A 20,018-nucleotide genomic window follows, 5' to 3' on the forward strand; every position below is an offset into this window, starting at 1 on the left:
GGCCCAAGTCCTGGTGAACAGTGAGAAACTCCCCAGAAGTCGAGCCTTCTGGCTCTTGCGGCTCCCCGTTGGACTGTGATTCTCTGGAGTCGTCCGATTACCCAGCGAGTTCACAAGAGGCGCTCCGGCGAAGGCCTGTACGTGGTCTGAAAGTCGGCCTATTGTTTCGTTGTCGGTTCAATCGACATTTGCTGGCCGGGGGGTCGGTCAGGGGGTCAGCGGGGGCTGAGAGGCACCGCTGGTTGCAGGGTCAGGGGTGGGTCTCACTATGGGGGTTTTCCGGCGATGGCAATGACGAATGTTACTGGCCTGCGCGTAGGCGTGGTCGGCTGTGGTTACTGGGGTTCCAAGCACATCCGGGTGCTGCACTCACTCGAGTCGGTCGGCACCATCGCGGTGATCGACCCGAACCCGGATCGCGCACTGCAGTTGTCCCGCAACTATCCGGCGCTGGAGGCGTACAAGGATCTGGACGAGGCGATCCCGCACCTGGACGCCGTCATCATCGCGACGCCGCCGAGCACGCACAAACCGCTGGCGCTGAAGGCGATCGCGGCCGGCGTGCACGTGATGGTGGAGAAGCCGCTGGCGACCAACGCGGCCGACGCCCGCGAGATGATCGCGGCCGCCGAGGCGGCCGGCGTGGTGCTGATGGTCGGCCACACCTTCGAGTACCACTCGGCGGTCTGGCAGCTGCGCGAGATGGTGCAGAAGAAGGAGCTCGGCGACCTGTACTACCTGGACACCGCGCGGCTGAACCTCGGTCTCTACCAGCACGACTGCAACGTGCTGTTCGACCTGGCGCCGCACGACGTGTCGATCCTCAACTACGTGCTCGGGGCAACGCCGGTGAGCGTGCAGTGCTGGTCGTCGCACCACGCGAACAGCAAGCTCGAGGACGTCGGCTACCTGCGGCTGCACTACAAGGAACCGGACGTGACGGCCAACGTGCACGTCAGCTGGCTGGACCCGTGCAAGGTCCGCCGGGTCACCATGGTCGGCAGCCAGAAGATGGTCATCTTCAACGACCTCGCGTCGGAGGAGCGGATCAAGGTCCACGACAAGGGTGTCTCGCAGGGACCCCAGCTCGGCGACGACCTGACTCAGCCGCCGATGTCCTACCGGTACGGCGATGTGGTGTCTCCTCACCTGGTGATGAACGAGCCGCTGATGGTCGAGGACGAGCACTTCGTCGACTGCATCCTGACCGGGCTGACCCCGCTGACCAGCGGTGCCAACGGCCTGGCCGTGGTCGAGGTACTCGAGGCAGCGCAGATCTCGGCCCGCGAGGGTCGCGAGGTGCTGATCGAAGAGGTGCGCGCAAGCCAGCAAGCGGTCGGTGGGCTGCGGTGAGCACCGGTACTCCGACCGGCCGGCCCGAGCCGGTACGGTCTTCCGAACCTGTGCCCTTCCTGGACATCTCGGGCGCGACCCGGGAGGTCGCCGAGGAGGTGCGCGCGGGCTGGGACGAGTTGCTGAGCAACGGCCAGTACGTCGGCGGTAAGGCGGTCGCGGCCTTCGAGCAGGAGTGGGCCGAGTACTGCGGTACCGACTTCGCGGTCGGTGTTGCCAACGGCACCGACGCCCTGCACCTGGCGATCCGTGCCTTGGGCATCGGTCCGGGCGACGAGGTGATCGTGCCCGCGAACACCTTCGTGGCAACGGCGGAGGCGGTCATCCTGGCCGGCGCCGTGCCGCGGTTCGCGGATGTCGACGACGGCACGCTGCTGCTCACCCCGGAGACGATCAAGGCCGCCGTCACGCCCGCCACCAAGGCGGTCGCGGTGGTCCACCTCTACGGTCAGCTGCCCGACATGACCGCGATCACGCAGATCTGTGACGAGCTCGGGCTGATCCTGATCGAGGACGCCGCGCAGGCCCAGGGCGCGACCTGGAACGGCCGCAAGGCCGGCTCGTTCGGCAAGGTCGGCTGCTTCAGCTTCTACCCGGGCAAGAACCTCGGCGCCTTCGGCGACGCGGGGGCGGTCGTCACCTCGGATGCCGAGCTGACCCAGTTGATGCTGTCGATCCGCGACCACGGCCGGATGCAGAGCGAGGGCGGGCACTACTCGCACGGAGTACTCGGCATGAACAGCCGGCTCGACGGCGTACAGGCTGTGGTGCTGTCGGCGAAGCTGCGGCACCTCGACGAGTGGAACCAGCAGCGGCGCGCGCTGATGGCGACGTACCGGGAGCTGATCGATCCGGCCCGGGCGAAGCTGGTCGAGCAGCTCGAGGACGGCGAGGGTGTGCATCACCTGGCCGTCGTCCAGGTGGACCAGCGCGACCGGGTCCGTGAACTCCTGCAGGAGCGCGGGATCGGCACGGGGATCCACTATCCCGTTCCGTGTCACGTGATGGGGCCCTACGCGCAGTACGCCGACGGGCCGCTGCCGGTCGCCGAGGCGGCCGCCGATCGTCAACTGTCGCTGCCGATGTTCCCGCATCTGTCCACCGACGACGCCCGCCGGGTCGCCGAGGGACTGAACGCCGTACTGGCGGAGCTGGACCGATGACCACGCACCCGACGGTGAACGCCGACCCGGGTGTCCAGATCGGCTATCCCGCGGCGCGGGTGGCCGATCAGGAGCTGGTGCTCGGCGACGGCGCGCGACTGCGCAGCGGCACGATCCTGTACGCCGGATCGCGGATCGGCGACCGGTTCGAGACCGGCCACCACGTGGTGGTCCGGGAGCAGTGCGAGATCGCCGACGACGTGTCGGTCTGGAGCAACTCGGTGATCGACTACGGCTGCCGGATCGGCGCCGGGGTCAAGATCCACACGAACTGCTACGTCGCGCAGTACACCGAGATCGGGCCGGGTGCGTTCCTCGCGCCCGGTGTCACCATCGCGAACGACCTGTACCCCGGCCGGGCCGAGTCGGCCGAGGTGATGTCCGGCCCGTCGATCGGGGCCGGCGCCCAGCTCGGCGTCAACGTCACCGTGCTGCCGTTCGTCCGGATCGGGGCGAACTGCCTGGTCGGAGCGGGCTCGGTCGTCACCCGCGACCTGCCCGCCGGAACGGTCGCCTTCGGAAACCCGGCCCGCGTCCGCGGTCTGGTCGGCGAGCTGGAGGACATCAGCGCGCGAGTCCAGCCCGATGACGCGTCCGCTTCACGCTACCGATTCTCCAACGGTTCGGCCGGCAGTACGGCTGGGGAGAAGACGGGGCTTGGCGTGAGTGTCACGATGGAGGTAGCAGGATGAGTCTCCTCCGCGGTAGCCGGGCAACCCCCGTAACCCGGCCTATTCCCGTCCGCGGAGTGAGCCGCATCATTCCGGTGGGGCTGGTGAAAAGGTCACTCGACCTGATCCTTGCTTTCACCGGGATGGTGCTGGCTATGCCGATCCTGCTCGGGATCTACCTGTGGATCCGGCTGACCAGCCCGGGACCCGGCCTGTTCCGTCAGGTCCGGCTCGGCGCGGGCCAGCGCGAGTTCGTCATGTACAAGTTCCGCACCATGCGGACCGATGCGGATCCCAAGGTCCACCAGGAGTACGTCCGGGCGCTGGCGGCGGGTGAGGTCGAGAAGGTCGACGGCCTGTACAAGCTGCACCAGGACCCGCGGATCACCAAGCCGGGCAAGTTCCTCCGCAAGACCAGCCTCGACGAGCTGCCGCAGCTGCTCAACGTACTGCGCGGCGAGATGTCGCTGGTCGGCCCGCGGCCGGTACTGCCCTTCGAGGCCGAGCTGTTCCCGGACTGGGCCTTCGACCGGTTCCAGGTCAAGCCTGGGCTGACCGGGCTGTGGCAGGTGAACGGCCGCAACCAGTTGACGATGGACGAGGGCCTGCGCTGGGACCTCGAGTACGTCTCCACCAGGAGCGTCCGGCTGGACCTCCGGATCATCTTCAAGACCATCCCTGCCTTGCTCGGGGGAGCGCGTTGACAACGGCCGATCAGAGCGAGCAGGTCACGTCGCTGGAGCCGATTGCCGGTTCCGGCGACGAACTGCGCGAGGACCTGACCAGCGCGTCCGGTACTGCACGGGACTTGGTCACTGTCGGTGCCTGGACGGCTCTGAGCCGTGGTACCGGTGTCATCCGGGTCGTGGTGATCGGTGCCGTCCTCGGCCCGACGTTCCTCGGCAACACCTACCAGCTGACCAACTCGCTGCCGAACCTCATCTACTACGGCTTCCTGGCCGGCTCGCTGTTCGTGTCGCTCCTGGTGCCCGCACTGGTCCAGCACATCGACAACCACCGTCCCAAGGACAGCGCACGCGTCGCCGGAGGCTTCCTCGGCATCGCCCTCGTCCTGCTGGGACTGCTCGCGCCGATCGCCGTACTGCTGCTCCCCGAACTCCTGCGTGTCACTTCACTCGGTGGCGTCGGGCTCAGCGAGGTGACGAGAGACAGCGGCCAGATCGGCGTCACCCGGCTGCTGATCCTGCTCACCATCCCGCAGGTCTTCCTGTACGCCGTAGTCGGCTCCGCTACCGCCGTCATGTACGCGCATCGCCGCTTCGCCCTGGCCGCCGCGGCACCACTGGTCGAGAACCTCGGCATCATCCTCGTGCTGGTCCTCGTCGGAATGATCTACGGCACTGGGAGGGAGCTGGGCGCTCAGTCGACCGGTGAAGTGCTTTTGCTCGGCCTCGGCTCGACTGGTGCCGTGGCTGCCCATGCGGCGATCCAGTGGTGGGGTGCGCGCCGGGCAGGGGTGCTCCTGCGCCCGCGGGCCGGCTGGCGCGACCCAGAGGTGCTTGTCACGATTCGCAAGGCGTTGCGCTCGGTGACTCAGGCCGGGTTGCTCGCCGTGCAGCTCCTGGCGTTGCTACTGGTCTCGAACCGGGTCGCAGGCGGTACTGTCGCAATACAGATGGCATTGAACTTCTACTATCTGCCGATCGCGCTTGCTGCCACCCCGGTCGCCCTGGCGCTCCTGCCGAGGCTCTCGCGGCTGCACCAGAGCGACTCGACGGGTGAATTCACCAGCACGTTCATCGAGGGGTTGGGGCTGGCCTTGTTCATGGCGATCCCCGCGGCGGTCGGCTTCGTCGTACTGGCCGACCCGATCGCGCACACCATCGCGGCGGGCCAGATGGCCTCGCCCGAGGGTCTGCGGATGATCGCCCTGGGGCTGGCCGCGCTGGCGCTCGGGCTGGTGGGGGAGACCACCTTCTACGTGACCACGCAGGCTTCCTACGCCCGTGGCGACACCAGGACGCCACTGGTCTCCATGGGCGTGCAGGCAGCCTTCTGCCTGACCCTCTGCGCCGTGGCCGCCTTCGCCCCGGCCAGGCTGCTGGTACCGGCGATCGGCGGCGCGTACGCCATCGGAGCGGTCATCGGCGGCGCACACCTGTTCCTGCGGATGAGCAGGGGCTGGCAGCGGCGGGAGCTGTGGGGGTCGCTGGGCCGGATCGCCTTCGGGTCGATCGTGATGGCCATCCCGGCGTACTTCAGCGCACAACTGATCAGTTCGCATCTGGGCGGCAGGCCCGGGCAGGCCCTTGCCTTGGTCACCGGCGCTGCGGTCGGTGTGATCGTGTACGCCGTCATCCAGCTCCTGCTGCGCTCGCCGGAGTTCGCCTGGCTGACCTCAGGACTGCGGAATCGTGGCAAGACAACGGTGGTGGAGACCGGATGACGGTCGCCGCCCCGAGTGTGCTGTTGGGGTCCGGTCAGGCGACTGACCGGGCCCGTCGGCTGCGTCCGGACCTCGTCGGCCTGGTGGTGGCAGGCGTCTGCCTCCCGGTCCTGCTCGGCGCGCTGGTGGCCGTCTCGGCGATGGCAGCTCTCGCAGTGGCCGCAGTGATCGGCCTTTCCATCGTGATCTGGCGCAAGCCCGCGGTAGCGGCGTACCTGATCATCTTCCTGACTCCGCTGGTGGCCGGCATCGACCGCGGCCGCATCGTGCCGGTACTGCGCCCCAACGAGGCGCTGGCCGTCTTCTTCGCCGGCCTGCTGACCCTGAGGTTCTTCGTCCAGTACCGGCCCGGTACTGCGCTGCGCCTGCGAGTGAGCCGCATCGAGGCGTCCCTGATCGCGATCGCCATCACCACGTCGATCACCCCGCTGGCCTGGATGTTCCTGCAGGGCAAGGACATCTCAGCCGACGACATCACCTACGCGCTGGTGCTGTGGAAGTTCCTGGGCGTCTACGCGATCGTCCGGGGGACTGTCCACACCCAGCGCCAGGTCTGGTTCTGCCTGTGGGCGTCGGTGTTGTCGGCCGTGATCCTCGGCGGGCTCGCCATCCTGCAGACGCTCGACGTGCTGGGGGTCCGGGCGCTGCTGATGACGTACTGGGTGCCGTTCGGGTTCGAGGCGCAGCTGGAGATCCCGCGCGGCAGCTCGACGCTCTCGTTGCCGGCGGCAACTGCTGACGTGCTGATCTTCAACCTGGCGATCGCCGTGGCGATGCTGTGGAAGAGCCGCCGTCAGATCGCCCTGCTGGTGATCGCCTGCCTGGTCTTCGTGATCGGCACCTTCGCCGCCGGCGAGTTCTCCAGCGTGCTCGGCCTGGTGGTCGCGGTCATCTGCATCGCGTTCGCGCTGCGCCGGCTCGATCTGCTCAAGTACGCGCCCGTCGGGCTGTCGGTCGCGGTGATCGCGGCCTGGCCCGCCGTCACGCACCGGCTGGAGGGGTTCCAGTCCGCCCAGGGCCTGCCGAACAGCTGGATCGTGCGCTGGTACAACCTGCAGACCTATTTCTGGCCGGACCTGTTCCACGGTTCGAACGTGCTCTTCGGCGTGCGGCCATCGGCCCGGGTCGTGGTGCTGACCCAGGGCACCGGTTACGTATGGATCGAGAGCGGCTACACCTGGTTGCTGTGGGGTGGCGGGATCCCCCTGTTCGCGGCCTACGTGTGGTTCTGCCGGGTCTCCATCAAGGAGCTGTGGCTGCGCTGCCGGGACCTGACGGATTGGAGCGCCGTCGCGGCGGTCGGCGCCCTCACCGCGGTCGTGGTGATCATCGCGCTGATGAACTTCGACCCGCATCTGACCTACCGCGGTACCGCCGACCTGCTGTTCGCGCTGCTGGCGCTGGCGGCGGTCGGCAAGGATCCGCCGGATACAGCTCAGGCACAAGAATCGGAAGATACTGTCGAAAACTCGCAACGGGGAGCGATGATGAGATCTGCAGACACACTCACGGGAGTGGACAGATGAGCCGATCGACGCATCGCACGGCGAAGTCACGGGGGATCGTCCGCAGCTACCTGTGGGTGATCATCCTGATCACGATGCTCACCACGGCGGCAGCCGCCGGCACGGTGATGTCCAGGCCGAAGATGTACGTCGGTGCCGCCCAGGTCGTCGTCTATCCGGATGCTGCCCGTGGTGGCGGCACCGTTGCGCCTGACATGGGCACCGAGCGCGAGGTGGCGAACTCCGGTCTCGTCTCGGCCGCAGCGGCCAAGGCGATGGGCATCGGTGTCACCGAGGCCACCAAGTCGCTCTCGGTCTCCGTGCCGGTCGACGCTCAGGTCCTGCAGTTCAAGTACTCGTCGGAGAACCGCTCGCGGGCGCTGGCCGGTGCGGCCGCGTTCACCGACGCCTACGTCGACTACCGCAACAAGGGCCGGTCGGCGAAGCTCGCCGAGGTCATCTCGCCGGCCACGGTGCCGACCGAGCCGGAGGCGGCGAACCTGCCGCTGATCCTCGGCCTGGGCCTGGTGCTCGGCCTGATGCTGGGCATCGGCTTCGCCTTCGTCTGGGACCGCGTCCGCGGCCGGCTCCGGGGCGCTGCCGACGTCAAGCGGCAGACCGGCCTGGACGTGCTCGCCCAGATCCCGGTCGTCAAGCAGGAGTTCCCGCTGGCTCCGCGGATCGGCCCATCGACCCCGGAACGCGAGGTCTTCGGCTATCTGGCGGCGCACCTGACCACGCTGACCACGCGTGGCAAGGGCGCCTCGCTGATGATCACCAGCCCGTCGCAGGGCGCCGGCAAGACCACCGTGGCCGCGCAGCTGGCGATCGCGATGGCGGCCACCGGCAAGGAGGTCGTGCTGATCGGCGGCGACCTGCGGCACCCGGATCTGCACCTGCTCTTCGGGCTTCCGCTGACGCCGGGCCTGACCGACGTACTGGCTGATTCGGGCAAGCTCGAGCGGTCCGTGCAGTCGACCGAGTTCGTCAACCTGCGGGTGCTGCCCGGTGGGACGCCGCGGGTGGGCGGGTGGTTCAACGTCGAGGACCTCGAGTTGTTGCTGCAGGCCCTGTCGAAGCACTCGTTCGTGATCGTCGACGCGCCGACCGCGATCGGGGCGACCGAATCGGCCGTGCTGGCCGGCCGGACCGACTTCACCCTGCTCGTCGTCGACGGCCAGCGCGGTTCGCGCACGACGGCGGTCGAGGCGGTCTCCGCCCTCACCGGTGTCGGTGGCAATCTCATCGGCTGCGTGACGAACACCCCGCGCTCGCGGCGGTTCCAGCGCAAGACGGTGCCGGCGTCCCACGAGCACCACAGCGGGCAGGGGAGCGCACGGGGCGAAGGTGGCCCGGTAGGCGACGGCACGGTCGCCAAGTCCGAACATGTCGGGCACTGACCGGATGCGTCTGGAGGGCCGGTTCCAGCGGCGCGTAGTACGGGGGATCATCGCCGTGGTGACGCTGGCCGGCGTGTATTTCGCACTACCCGGGTTGCACAGCCCGGGCGACGATCCGCCGGCAGCGGAGGGCTATTGGCAGACCCTGCCCGCAGGATCGTTTGCCCAGCTGCCCACCGAGGCTGAGTGCGCCGACCGTGTGCACCGGTCGGAGTGGGAGCCCCGACCGGGCAACAGCAAGCCCAACCAGACGATGCCGCCAGTAGAGCAGGTGCACGCCTCACTGGCTGCCCGGCCGCGCGCTACTCCCGCAGAGGCGTACGACACCCGCTGGGACAGCCTCGGACTCGCCCGGGTCACCGGCCACCACACCGGTACCACCGACGAGAACATCCAATGGGCAGCCTGCAAGTGGGGGCTGGCCGACAACCTGGTTCGCGCCGTGGCCCTGACCGAGTCCACCTGGTACCAGAAGGACCTGTACCCCTCTGGCGCCTGCGTCGAGAAGCGTGGCTGTGGTGACCTGTTCCCCAAGCCGACAGCGGCCTCAGGCGAGTACTGCAACGAGATCAAGGCTGCCGGCTACGACTACCAGCGTGACTACGGGCAGAACTTGTGCCCGAAGACGTTCTCGATCATCGGCGTGATGTCGTGGCAGGACCCGGCCTGGGGGCAGATGGCCGGCAACCAGAACGGGACCTTCCCCTTCAACCGTGACTCGACCGCCTTCGCACTCGACTACTACGGCGCGTACATCCGTGGTTGCCTCGAGGGCTGGGCTTGGTGGCTGACGGGCAAGGACAACCCGGTCGACCCGGCCAAGCGCCTGGACGGCTGTGTGGGCGCCTGGTTCGCGGGCGCCTGGCACACCAAGCCTGCCGACGACTACACCGCACTGGTCTACAAGACGATGCAAGACAGGCCCTGGCTCCACAGGACCTGGGCCTCACCGTCAGGCGTCTGCTCCTGGCTCCGCCGCTGCGGTAGCAACAACTGACGGCTCCCAGCCGATCGCCTTCAGGTAGATCGGCGTCTGCCGCTCCCAGGACAGCTTGTCCGTGATCAGCTGCCGCCCGGTGTCGCCGAGCTGCTTGCGGGTGGTCGGGTCGTCCAGCAGCTCGACCACCTTGGCAGCGAGCGCCGGGATGTCGCCTGCCGGAGTGAAGACGCCCGCACCGTCCGCGAGCAGTTTGCTCTCCTGCAGGTCGAAGCAGACGACCGGCAGACCCTGAGCCATGTACTCCATCACCTTCACCGGCGACACCTCGACCTGCAGGCTGCAGTCGATGCCGAGGTCCGCGGTGGCCAGGTAGCTGAACAGGTCCTTCTCGGGAATCCAGCCAGGGAAGGTGATCCACCGCTCGAGCCCACGGTCCCGGACCGACTGCTGCAGCTCTTCGACACACTCGCCGTCGCCGAGCAGGACGAAGCCGACGTCCTCCCGGCCGAGCTCGCGGATCACGTGCTGGGCCACGTCGATCGTCAGGTCCACCCGGTCCTGGCGGCCCATCTTCCCGGCCCAGGCGACCAGGTAGCGGTGCTCGCCGTGCAGACTTGGCTCAGGCACGGCCAGCGCCGTACGAGCCAACACAGGGCCGTTGTAGACAAGGGAGATCGCGTCCGGCTTGGCACCGGCTTCCACCATGCGGTTCTTCAGGTAGGAGTTCACTGTCAGGCTGTGGTGGGCGACCCGCTGGGTACGCCGCTCCAGCCAGTGCATCGCCTTGAGCATCAGCTTCGGCGGCTCGTCGTACCGGCTGCCGAGGAGCTCGGGCATCAGATCGCGCTGGTCGACCAGGATGCGGGTACCGGCCCAGCGCAGCACCCAGGCCAGCGGGAAGTAGATGTCCGGCGGCTGGCAGATCTGCAGTACGTCGATCCGCCCGCGCAACCGGAGCTTGGTCAGGTACCAGCTCGCCCAGGCGAAGGACTGCAGGTACTCGCCGACATACCCGACCGGCCCGGACGGCTGCTTGGGTGCCGGGTACTCGAAGACCGTCAGCCCTGGTACGTCGCGGTAGCGGGCGTTGTCGTCGTCCCGCATGGTGATGACCGACAGCTGGACCCCGGCCTCGATGAGATCGTCCACCTGCTTGCGCAACCGGGTGTCGACGCCCAGCGCGACGTTCTCGACGATCACTGCGACATGCAACGGCTTCGGCATACTGCTAGGCCTCCTTTGAGACGGCAGAGTCTGCGAGCTGGGCGTGCTGGACCCTGCCACGGCCCTCAGCGGGTCCGGTCAACATCCACCCGTCAGGGCTCTGCCGGAGCTCACTGGCCGCGCGGTCACGCCACCAGGACGCCACATCTCGCGGTAGTGCCTTCCATGCCGTCTCGTCGCCCTGGAACTCGTCCAGGAGCTGCTGCCAGCCCTTGGCCAGCCGCGGGTCCTCGGCGTAGTCCGGGTGCGCCAGCACCAGCACCATGCCGCGCCGGTCCCGGATGTCGCGGGCCTTGCCGACCCACAGCTCGCCGTCGTCGTGCTGCAGGATCTCGAACAGCGTGTGGTCCTGCGGCAGCGTGATCGGCAGCTCGACCTGGCCCTCGTTGAAGAACGGCAGGTACGTGCAGCAGCCACCCGGCTGCGGCTCGTAGGGGTCCGAGTCCGTGTACGACGAGTCGTAGTCGAAGCCCATCGTCGGCATCAGCTCCCACGACCGCTGCGTCGCCGGGGAGCGGAAGCCGACCGCGCCCCAGTGGTCGGCGTGCTTGCGCATGGCCGGCAACCGCTGGCCCAGCATGCGCTTGGACGCCACATCCCGCCCGTCGTGCCGCAGGCCGTGTACGCCGACCTCGCACCCGTCCGCCTTGACCTTGGCGACCACCTCGTCGGACACCTCGTACCGCTCGGCCACGAAGTTCCAGGAGGAGACATAGCCGCGATCACGCTCCGGCGCCCGCAGCAGCTCCATCTCGTCGCGGCCGAAGCCCGTCTCGACGTCGTGCGTGAGCACCATCGCCCAGGAGCGGCCGTCCGGCCACAGGTCGATCCACGGCACCGGCGCCCCGGCCAGTCGCGTGGTCAGGTCGAACAGCCAGTCGTAGAACGAGTGCAGGCTGGGTTCGAGTGGCCAGGACGGGAAGGACGGCGCGTTCTGACGCTTGGCGAGGGTCCGGCGCATCTTGAGCTGCAGCGGCCGGGGGAGCAGCGGGCGGACCACGTAGTAGCCCTTGACCATTCCCTTGCGCACAAGGCGCTTCACGTTGGCGCTGCCGACCGTCTTGTAGCGCTCGGACCACAGGAAGCTCATCGACTCGCCCGGGTCGAGCGGCAGGAACACGTTGCCCTGCTGGTCTTCCCAGACGGCTGCCACCTCGGTGCCGTGGCCATCGAGGATCGGCTCCAGCTTGTGCCAGGTCTCGTCGACCGGGGACAGCGCTGTACCGGTGTAGAGGTGACAGACGATCGAGAAGCCGGCCAGCTGGTAGCGGCCGGCCTTGTAGTCGCTGCGGGCCTTGCCCCCGTTGGACCTGACCCAGGTGAGCTGCCTGCCGGAAGTACCGGCAGTGACTACGCCCAGCCGGGTCTCGGGCGAGTCGCCGCTCAGGTCGTACGGGACTCGCCAGTAGTCGAAGAACACAAAGGGATGCGTCGACTCGAACATCACAACCCCCGCTTGAAGAACAGGTACGGCAGCAGGGCCACTTCGTACAGGCCCGGCAGTGGGTCGCGCAGACTGAACACTGCCTCTGTCTGCACGCCGCGGAAGGTCTTCAGGTACGGCCAGACCTTCAGCTTCCCGGCCTTGATGTCCAGGGCCGCGTTGGGCAGGTCAGTGGCGAGTCGTAGCCACCTGACACCCGCCCGGGCCCGGCACTCGGTCACCGGCAGCCCCAGCTGGTCGCGGTAGACCAGGTAGGGGAAGTCGGCGCCCGCTGTGTAGCCCAGCGAGTGGTAGCCCCACGTCCGGGCGTTGACGTCCAGCAGCTTGTACTGCCCGTCGCGCTCGTCCTGCTTGTACTCCAGCTCGACCAGCCCGTAGTACCCGATGTCGCGCAGGAAGGTCAGCGAGTGCTTGGCCAGCTCCGGCAGGTCGATCGTCTCCACGAACGTGCTCGCCCGGCCGAAGTCGGACGGGTGCTGGCGCAGCCGGCGCACCGTCATCTCCGCGACCGCCTCGCCGTCCTTGAAGAAGGCGCAGTAGCCGAACTGCCGGTCACCGCCGCCCGGGATCAGCTCCTGGACGATGATCTCGGCCTCGCCGACGATGTCGACCGCCTTGGTGTACGCCGCCTCGAGCTCGGCCCGGGTGTCGACCCGCCACGCCTTGGCACGGGTCTCGTAGAAGAAGTTCTCCTTGATCGCCGGCTTCAGGATCACCGGCGAGGCGAGGTCGATCTGGTCCAGGTCGGCGAAGGACTCCGGGAACCAGCACCGGGGAATGGGAATCCCGAGCCGCTCCGCCCGCTGGTAGGTCTCTCTCTTGTCCCAGGCCGGCTGCACTGCCGACCAGGCGGGAGTCGGCAGCTTGTAGTACTGGCTGAGCTCGTCGCGGTTGGCCGCGATCGCGGCGACCGTCTCTTCCCTGGTGGGGTAGAGGACGGTGCCTTGCAGACCGAGCCGCTTGCAGGCGTCGACCAGGATCCGGACCGTCTCGCCGGGGTCCCGGAGCTCGGGCACGCGCTCGTGCCCGGTGACGTACCGGGACACGCGCGAGATGGACCGCTCGTCGTCGAGCACAGTCACCGGTACGCCGTACCGGCCGAGACTGCGCACGATGCCGAGGCCCTGGTAGTCGCCTCCGACGACTACCGCCCCTACTCCAGAACCCGGTCCGGCTGTGATCTTGCGGAACGGGTGTCTGTTCATACGCCGTCGCCTGTTGGCTCCAGTCGGCCGGCACCGCTGGCAGCGGTCTTGCGCCGGCTGTTGCGGACCAGCCTGGTGAGCGACTCCGCGCCGTACCAGCCGCCGGCAACGAACCGCATCAGCGGGCCGAAGCTCTTGGCGCCCGGTGCACCCAGGAAGTGCAGGCCGGGGACGGACGACTCCATCCCCGGCTTCATCACCGGGTAGCCGTCGTGCGTCCGGACCTGCAGCGCCAGCGCCGGGTCGAGGAACGGGTACCGCGTGATGTCGACCTTGTAGCCGGTACCGAACATCAGGTGGTCGACCTCGCGGGCACTGCCGTCACTCAGCTCGACATGCACCCGGTTACCGACCGCCTTGGCGCTCGTCACCTGGATACCGGTACCGACCTGGACGTCCGCCAGTCGCGGAATCAGCCAGGCGGCGCCGGCCGGCCGGATCGCCCGGTAGGCCATCGGGTCCTGGATCGCGCGCGGCAGGGCGGTGAACAGGCCCGGCTTGGCGACGATCTTGGAGATGCCCATCGGGCCGACGTCGGTCGGCGCGTAGACCAGCGGGACCAGCCGGGGGCCGAGCATCCGGTGGTACTTGCCACCGTGCAGCCAGTTGATCTTCTCGGCCCGGGCGACGACCTCGACATCGGCCCCGGACTCGCTCATCAGCGCGGCCGACTCGAGGGCACTCTGCCCGCCGCCGACGACCAGGACCTCCTGGTTCTTGAAGACCGAGAGGTCGTCGTGGTCGGCCGTGTGCGACGCGAGCTCCCGCGGCAGCCCGGAAGCCACCTCGGGCCGGTTCACGAAGTCCGCGATACCGGCTGCGACGACCATCCGCCGGGCCCGCAGCTGGGACTCGTCGCCCAGCGTGAGCACGAACCCGTCACCGTCCTTGGCGACCCGGTTGACCCATCGGCGGTCCACGTCCGGCGCCACCTTCGACTGCACCCAGGTGCCGTACGCGATGAAGTCGTCCAGCGGTACCGGCTTGGTCACCTTGGCGCCGGTCTCGGCGATGTAGGAGTCCAGATTGAGCGGTCCGTCGTACTCCGCGATACACGTCGCGGTCCAGTTCGATCTGAGCCACATCCCGGCCGGCATGGTCCGCCAGAACGACATCGGGTCGCCGAAGATGCGGACTTCTTCACCTGCCCGGCGAAGGTGTGCGGCTGCGGCGAGGCCATGCGGGCCCGCGCCAAGGACAGCAATGGCTGTCTCGTCCATTAGGTGGTCTCCCCCCACGTCCTGAACACTCCCCCCGGAGCTTCGGCCAGTATTGCGCATTCGTGGCGCTGCGTCACGGGTCCGCGCGGCGAACTTCTGGCGGATCGCCGAACGTAGTTGACCCGGCAGGGAGGGTGTCCCTGTGTCCGGGACTGTGCTATCCGCGCGATAAGGTCCCTGGGGTACCCGGGGTCTCGGGACGGGCGGACGAACGGAAGGCGGATCGTAACCATGAGCGTCGGTGAAGTCGCGGGGCTGATAGCAGCCTGCGCACTGCTCATCTTGGTGGGCCTGCTGGCCTATCCGATCCTGAAGCTCGGCAAGGTGTTCGAAGAGACCCGCGTGATGGTCAAGGGCGTTTCGGACTCCAGCGTTCCGTTGCTCGGCGAGGTGACCAACACGGTCGCGACGACGAACGCCCAGCTGGCCAAGGTGGACACGATCACCGACAACGCCACCACCGTGACAACCAATGCGGCCGCGCTCGCGTCCTTGTTCGCGGCGACCGCGGGTGGTCCGCTGGTGAAGGCGGCCGCCTTCACCTACGGCGTCCGCAAGGCGCTCGCCGAGAGCCAGCGCCGCGACGTGTCCCGCCGGGTGAAGGACGAGATGAAGGCCGAGCGCAAGGCTGCCAAGCGAGGTGATGTGCGATGAAGCGGATCTTCTGGCTGATCATCGGCATCCTGGTCGGCGTCTACGCGGTGACCCGGCTGAAGAAGCGGGCCCAGCAGCTCGCGCCGGACAGCCTGCAGCAGTCGGCCGAGAAGGTGGCCAGCGCGATCCGGCACTTCGGCGACGAGGTACGGGCCGGGATGGCCGAGCGGGAGACCGAGCTGCGCGACGCGCTCGGGATAGACACAGATTCAACACAGCGTGAGGACTACCGGTAACACCATGGAAACCAGTGAAGTTCGTCGTCGGTTCCTGAAGTTCTTCGAGGACCGCGACCACACCGTGGTGCCGAGCGCGCCGTTGCCGTCGCCGGACCCGAACCTGTTGTTCAACGTGGCCGGGATGGCCCAGTTCGTGCCGTACTTCGTCGGCCAGCAGACGCCGCCGTACCCGCGCGCCACCAGCGTGCAGAAGTGTGTCCGGACCCTCGACATCGAGGAGGTCGGCAAGACCACCCGGCACGGCACGTTCTTCCAGATGAACGGCAACTTCTCGTTCGGCGACTACTTCAAGGAACAGGCCGTCCAGTACGCCTGGGAACTGGTCACCAAGCCGGTCAGCGAGGGCGGTTACGGCTTCGACGAGTCGGTCCTGTACGCCTCGGTGTACTACGAGGACGACGAGGCGATCGACATCTGGAAGCGGGTCGCCGGGCTGCCCGACGACCGGATCGTCCGGCTCGGGATGAAGGACAACTTCTGGTCGATGGGCATCCCGGGCCCGTGCGGCCCGTGCTCGGAGATCCTGATCGACCGCGGCCCCGAGTTCGGCGCCGACCGGGACTGGGAGGCGGGTGACCGCTACCTGGAGTTCTGGAACCTGGTCTTCATGCAGAACATCCGCGGCGAGGGTGGCGGCAAGGAGGGCTACCCGATCCTCGGCGAGCTGCCGAAGAAGAACATCGACACCGGGCTCGGCCTGGAGCGGGTCGCATACCTGCTGCAGGGCGTCGACAACATGTACGAGATCGACGAGATCTACCCGGTGATCGAGAAGGCGTCGGAGCTGAGCGGCCGCAAGTACGGCGCGGACCACGTCGACGACGTCCGGTTCCGGGTGATCGCCGACCACGTCCGCAGCGCGCTGATGCTGATCGGCGACGGCGTCACCCCGGGCAACGAGCAGGGCGGCTACGTACTGCGGCGTTTGCTGCGGCGCTCGATCCGGTCGATGCGCCTGCTCGGCTACGAGGACCCGAGCCTGGTGGAGCTGCTGCCGACCAGCCTGGAGCAGATGAAGAAGTCGTACCCGGAGCTCGAGGCCGACTTCCCGCGGATCAGCCAGATCGCCTATGCGGAGGAGGAGGCGTTCCGGCGTACTCTCACCGCCGGTACGACGATCTTCGACCTGGCCGTGAAGAACGTGAAGGCCTCCGGCGAGGCACAGCTGGCCGGCAACCAGGCGTTCCAGCTGCACGATACCTACGGGTTCCCGATCGACCTGACCGTCGAGATGGCCGCCGAGCAGGGTCTGCAGGTCGACACCGACGGCTTCCGGTCGTTGATGAAGGAGCAGCGCGAGCGGGCCAAGGCGGACGCGCGGGCCAAGAAGGCCGGCCACGCGGACACCTCGGCCTACCGCGAACTGCGGGAGAAGGGCGTCACCGAGTTCACCGGCTACGACGAGCTCGCGACCGACTCGCAGATCCGCGGCGTGCTGCGGGACGGCGCTGTGGCCGGTGCCGCCGAGCAGGGTGAGACCGTCGAGGTGGTGCTGGAGAAGACCCCGTTCTATGCGGAGTCCGGTGGCCAGATCGCGGACGAGGGTCTGATCGTCGGTGACGGGTTCAAGCTGAAGGTGCTCGACGTCCAGCGGCCGGTCAAGGGGCTGATCGTGCACCGCGTGGAGGTCGTCGAGGGCGCCGTGCAGGCTGGGCTGGATGTGCACGCGCAGGTCGACAAGGAGTGGCGGATCTCGGCTTGCCAGGCGCACTCGGGGACGCATGTCGTCCACGCCGCGCTGCGTCAGGTGCTCGGGCCGACTGCGTTGCAGAGCGGGTCGTACAACAAGCCTGGGTATCTGCGGCTCGACTTCGCTTGGTCGTCGGCGCTGGACCAGGCGACCCGGAGTGAGATCGAAGAGGTCGCGAACCTTGCCGTGCGGCAGGACCTGCAGGTCTCCGCGCAGTACATGTCGCTGCCGGAGGCTCGGGAGTGGGGTGCGCTGGCGCTGTTCGGTGAGACCTACGACGAGTCGGTGCGGGTGGTTGAGATCGGCGGGCCGTGGTCGCGCGAGCTCTGCGGTGGTACGCACGTGAAGCACTCGTCGCAGGTCGGCGCGCTGACGGTGACGAGTGAGTCCTCTGTTGGCGCTGGTGTGCGGCGGCTCGAGGCGTTCGTCGGTATGGACGCGCTGCATTACCTGGGTCGCGAGCGGGCGTTGGTGCGGCTGCTCTCGGAGAACCTGAAGACGCGTCCGGAGGAGCTGCCGGCGAAGGTGGCCGATCTGGCGGAGCGGTTGCGGGTCGCCGAGAAGGAGCTGGAGAAGATCCGCGCCGGGCAGGTGCTGGCTGCTGGTGCTGAGCTGGCCAAGTCACCCAAGGACGTCTTCGGTGTCGCCTATGTCGGTCACCGTGCACCTGATGGCGTCAACGGCGGCGACCTGCGCAAGCTGGCGCTGGACGTCCGCGGCCGGATGCCCGCCGACAAGCCGGCGGTCGTCGCAGTACTGAGCGTCAACGACGGCAAGCCCGGCGTAGTCATCGCCCTCAACGACGTAGCCCGCGAATGGCGCCTCAAGGCCGGCGACCTCGTCCGGGTAGCCGCCGAGCAACTAGGCGGCCGAGGCGGCGGCAAAGACGACGTAGCCCAAGGCGGCGGCACAGACCCAGCCGGAGCCGACAAGGCCCTGGCAGCCGTAGAACACGCCATCGGCCAACTAGTAACCGGCTAACCCGTGACCACCCGCCTTCCCGTGACCACGCGACGCCGCGCTGCTACGCAGCGCGGCGTCGCGCTAAGCGCGCGCGCATGCGAGGGCGGGCGATGCGCCCGTGTTGACAGCGAGAGCGCCGAAGGCGCGCGAGCGGGCGGCGGAGCCGGAGCAGGCCTCGGCGGCCTTCGCCTTAGCCTTGCCCCGCACTGCGGCGCTCCTGCTCTTCCGCAAAGCACGCGGCGCAGCCGCGTGCTTTGCGCCTGTGGTGGGGCACACTAGTGCGCCGGGGCGTGCGCCTCGCGCTGGATGTTGGGGATGCGAGGATCGGGGTGGCCAGTTCTGATCCGCACGGGATTTTGGCTACTCCGGTGGAGACGGTTCGGGCTGGGGCGGGGGCGCTGGAGCGGATTGTCGGGCTGGTGAGTGAGCTGGAGGCGTTCGAGGTGATCATCGGGCTGCCTCGGTCGTTGTCCGGGGGTGAGGGGCCGGCGGCGGTGAAGGTGCGGGCTACCTCGGTGCAACTCGACGAGCTGCTGAAGAAGGCTGATGTGGAGGCGGAGGTTCGGCTGGTGGACGAGCGGTTCACCACCGTCACCGCCGAACGGATGCTGCGCGAGCGGGGTAAGAAGGGTTCCAAGCGGCGGGCCGTGGTCGACCAGGCCGCGGCGGTCGTGATTCTGCAACACGCGCTCGACTTCGAGCGCGAGACCGGCAACCCACCCGGGAGGCCCCTGTGAACGGGACATCGGTGAACGAAGACCGCGACGACCAGACCGACGACTTCCGGGACAACCTCGGCCTGCGCCCGGAGTCCCGGGTCGAACGCCGGGCCAACCGGCGCAAGACCCGTGCCCGCCGCGGCTTCGGCTGCTTCGCCGGGCTGGTCTCGCTGCTCGTCGTCGGCGCGCTGGTGGCCGGCCTGGCGGTCGGTTTCGACAAGGGCCGCGACGCGCTGGAGAAGGTCTTCGCCGCCCCCGACTACGAGGGCACCGGCAGCAGCGAGACGGTCACCGTCGAGATCGCCGCCGGCCAGAGCTCCCAGTCGATCGCCGACACGCTGGAGAAGAAGGGCGTCGTCAAGAGCGCCAAGGCCTTCGAGCGGGTCGCCCGCGACGACCCGCGCTCCAAGAAGATCCAGGCGAACCTGTACACGCTGCACAAGCAGATGTCGTCGAAAGCCGCGCTGGAGCTGCTGCTCGACACAGCGAAGTCGGTGCTCGTCACCCGGTTCACCATCCCGCCGGCCCGGACCAAGGCCGAGATCGTCAACCTCCTGCAGAAGAGCAAGGCCGCCAAACTCCCGCCGGGCGCCGCCCAGATCGCGATGAGCAAGCCGGCCCAGCTGAAACTCCCGTCCTGGGCGAAGAACAACCCGGAGGGCTTCCTGCTCCCCGGCACCTATGACATCCCCAAGGACGCGAACGCCTACACCGTCCTGCGGCTGTCGACGGCCGGGTTCGCCAAGGCCGCGGCCGACCTGCAACTGGTCCAGAAGGCCAACCGCAAGCATCTCGACCCGTACCAGGCGGTGATCGTCGCCAGCATCATCGGCGCCGAGACGAACCGCAAGGAGGACTACGCCAAGGTCGCCCGGGTCATCTACAACCGGCTGGCGGTCGGGCAGAAGCTCCAGATGGACTCGACGATCCACTACATCGTCGGCCGGACCGGTGGCGTCTACACCTCCAAGGAGCAGCGCGAGACGGAGTCGCCGTACAACACCTACCTGCACGAGGGGCTGCCGCCGACGCCGATCAACTCGCCGGACAAGGACATGTTGCGCGCTGCCATCAACCCGGCGACGGGCACCTGGAAGTACTTCACCCTGGTGGATCTCGACACCGGCGAGACCCGCTTCGCGACCACCGGCGACGAGCACCAGAAGAACGTCGACCTGCTGACGGCGTGGTGCAAGGCCCACACCGGCAGGTGCTGACCCG

17 protein-coding genes are annotated in these 20,018 nt (G+C 68.1%); 13 read left to right on the forward strand and 4 right to left on the reverse strand.

From position 1 onward, the window contains the following. Positions 1–285 precede the first annotated feature (285 nt). The 8 genes from ACIA12_RS02860 to ACIA12_RS02895 all read left to right on the forward strand — a co-directional run bounded on the left by ACIA12_RS02860 (position 286) and on the right by ACIA12_RS02895 (position 9,496). Positions 286–1,353 (forward strand): Gfo/Idh/MocA family protein, encoded by a 1,068-nt coding sequence (locus ACIA12_RS02860; protein ID WP_396365092.1) that lies wholly within the window; start codon positions 286–288, stop codon positions 1,351–1,353. After that, positions 1,350–2,516 carry a DegT/DnrJ/EryC1/StrS family aminotransferase gene (locus tag ACIA12_RS02865; protein ID WP_396365093.1) on the forward strand — a complete coding sequence of 389 codons (1,167 nt, stop codon included), beginning with the start codon at positions 1,350–1,352 and terminating at the stop codon, positions 2,514–2,516. Before ACIA12_RS02860 ends, ACIA12_RS02865 begins: the two co-directional genes overlap by 4 nt. Beyond that, positions 2,513–3,208 (forward strand): acyltransferase, encoded by a 696-nt coding sequence (locus ACIA12_RS02870; protein ID WP_396365094.1) that lies wholly within the window; start codon positions 2,513–2,515, stop codon positions 3,206–3,208. Before ACIA12_RS02865 ends, ACIA12_RS02870 begins: the two co-directional genes overlap by 4 nt. An 83-nt stretch (positions 3,209–3,291) precedes the next feature. Next, positions 3,292–3,891 carry a sugar transferase gene (locus ACIA12_RS02875; RefSeq protein WP_396365095.1) on the forward strand — a complete coding sequence of 200 codons (600 nt, stop codon included), beginning with the start codon at positions 3,292–3,294 and terminating at the stop codon, positions 3,889–3,891. Then, positions 3,888–5,594, forward strand: coding sequence for a murein biosynthesis integral membrane protein MurJ (gene murJ, locus ACIA12_RS02880; protein ID WP_396365096.1), 1,707 nt, complete (start codon positions 3,888–3,890; stop codon positions 5,592–5,594). Before ACIA12_RS02875 ends, murJ begins: the two co-directional genes overlap by 4 nt. After that, positions 5,591–7,120 (forward strand): hypothetical protein, encoded by a 1,530-nt coding sequence (locus ACIA12_RS02885; protein ID WP_396365097.1) that lies wholly within the window; start codon positions 5,591–5,593, stop codon positions 7,118–7,120. The genes murJ and ACIA12_RS02885 overlap by 4 nt, the downstream gene beginning before the upstream one ends. Further along, a complete protein-coding gene (locus ACIA12_RS02890; RefSeq protein WP_396365098.1) occupies positions 7,117–8,499 on the forward strand; it encodes a hypothetical protein in 1,383 nt (460 codons plus the stop codon). The genes ACIA12_RS02885 and ACIA12_RS02890 overlap by 4 nt, the downstream gene beginning before the upstream one ends. Further along, positions 8,486–9,496 (forward strand): hypothetical protein, encoded by a 1,011-nt coding sequence (locus ACIA12_RS02895; RefSeq protein WP_396365099.1) that lies wholly within the window; start codon positions 8,486–8,488, stop codon positions 9,494–9,496. The genes ACIA12_RS02890 and ACIA12_RS02895 overlap by 14 nt, the downstream gene beginning before the upstream one ends. On the opposite strand, the gene ACIA12_RS02900 is transcribed toward ACIA12_RS02895, so the two are convergent. Genes ACIA12_RS02900 through ACIA12_RS02915 form a run of 4 tightly spaced genes read right to left on the reverse strand, consistent with a single transcriptional unit; the run spans position 9,452 to position 14,532 of the window. Further along, positions 9,452–10,663 (reverse strand): glycosyltransferase family 4 protein, encoded by a 1,212-nt coding sequence (locus ACIA12_RS02900; protein ID WP_396365100.1) that lies wholly within the window; start codon positions 10,661–10,663, stop codon positions 9,452–9,454. The genes ACIA12_RS02895 and ACIA12_RS02900 overlap by 45 nt on opposite strands. 4 nt (positions 10,664–10,667) lie before the next feature. Next, a complete protein-coding gene (locus ACIA12_RS02905; protein WP_396365101.1) occupies positions 10,668–12,107 on the reverse strand; it encodes a hypothetical protein in 1,440 nt (479 codons plus the stop codon). Then, positions 12,107–13,312, reverse strand: a complete 1,206-nt coding sequence (locus tag ACIA12_RS02910) for an ATP-grasp domain-containing protein (RefSeq protein WP_396365102.1) — start codon at positions 13,310–13,312, stop codon at positions 12,107–12,109. Before ACIA12_RS02910 ends, ACIA12_RS02905 begins: the two co-directional genes overlap by 1 nt. Further along, the gene (locus ACIA12_RS02915; protein ID WP_396365103.1) at positions 13,309–14,532 is read right to left on the reverse strand and encodes an NAD(P)-binding domain-containing protein; all 1,224 of its coding nucleotides are present in this window, start codon (positions 14,530–14,532) and stop codon (positions 13,309–13,311) included. The genes ACIA12_RS02910 and ACIA12_RS02915 overlap by 4 nt, the downstream gene beginning before the upstream one ends. A 231-nt stretch (positions 14,533–14,763) precedes the next feature. Here ACIA12_RS02915 and ACIA12_RS02920 point away from each other — a divergent pair, with 231 nt between their 5' ends. The 5 genes from ACIA12_RS02920 (at position 14,764) to mltG (ending at position 20,014) form a co-directional block, all read left to right on the forward strand. Then, entirely contained in the window at positions 14,764–15,186 is a 423-nt protein-coding gene (locus ACIA12_RS02920) for a DUF948 domain-containing protein (RefSeq protein WP_396365104.1), read from the forward strand. After that, positions 15,183–15,422 carry a DUF6167 family protein gene (locus tag ACIA12_RS02925; RefSeq protein ID WP_396365105.1) on the forward strand — a complete coding sequence of 80 codons (240 nt, stop codon included), beginning with the start codon at positions 15,183–15,185 and terminating at the stop codon, positions 15,420–15,422. Before ACIA12_RS02920 ends, ACIA12_RS02925 begins: the two co-directional genes overlap by 4 nt. A gap of 4 nt (positions 15,423–15,426) precedes the next feature. After that, entirely contained in the window at positions 15,427–18,096 is a 2,670-nt protein-coding gene (alaS, locus tag ACIA12_RS02930; RefSeq protein WP_396365106.1) for an alanine--tRNA ligase, read from the forward strand. A 260-nt stretch (positions 18,097–18,356) separates the two neighbouring features. Further along, on the forward strand, positions 18,357–18,815 hold the full coding sequence (gene ruvX / locus ACIA12_RS02935; RefSeq protein ID WP_396365107.1) for a Holliday junction resolvase RuvX: 459 nt from the start codon (positions 18,357–18,359) through the stop codon (positions 18,813–18,815). Then, positions 18,812–20,014 carry an endolytic transglycosylase MltG gene (mltG, locus tag ACIA12_RS02940; protein WP_396365108.1) on the forward strand — a complete coding sequence of 401 codons (1,203 nt, stop codon included), beginning with the start codon at positions 18,812–18,814 and terminating at the stop codon, positions 20,012–20,014. The genes ruvX and mltG overlap by 4 nt, the downstream gene beginning before the upstream one ends. Positions 20,015–20,018: the final 4 nt, after the last annotated feature.

It is taken from the genome of Kribbella sp. NPDC051620, from assembly GCF_044453825.1.
In the GTDB taxonomy this organism is placed as follows: domain Bacteria; phylum Actinomycetota; class Actinomycetes; order Propionibacteriales; family Kribbellaceae; genus Kribbella.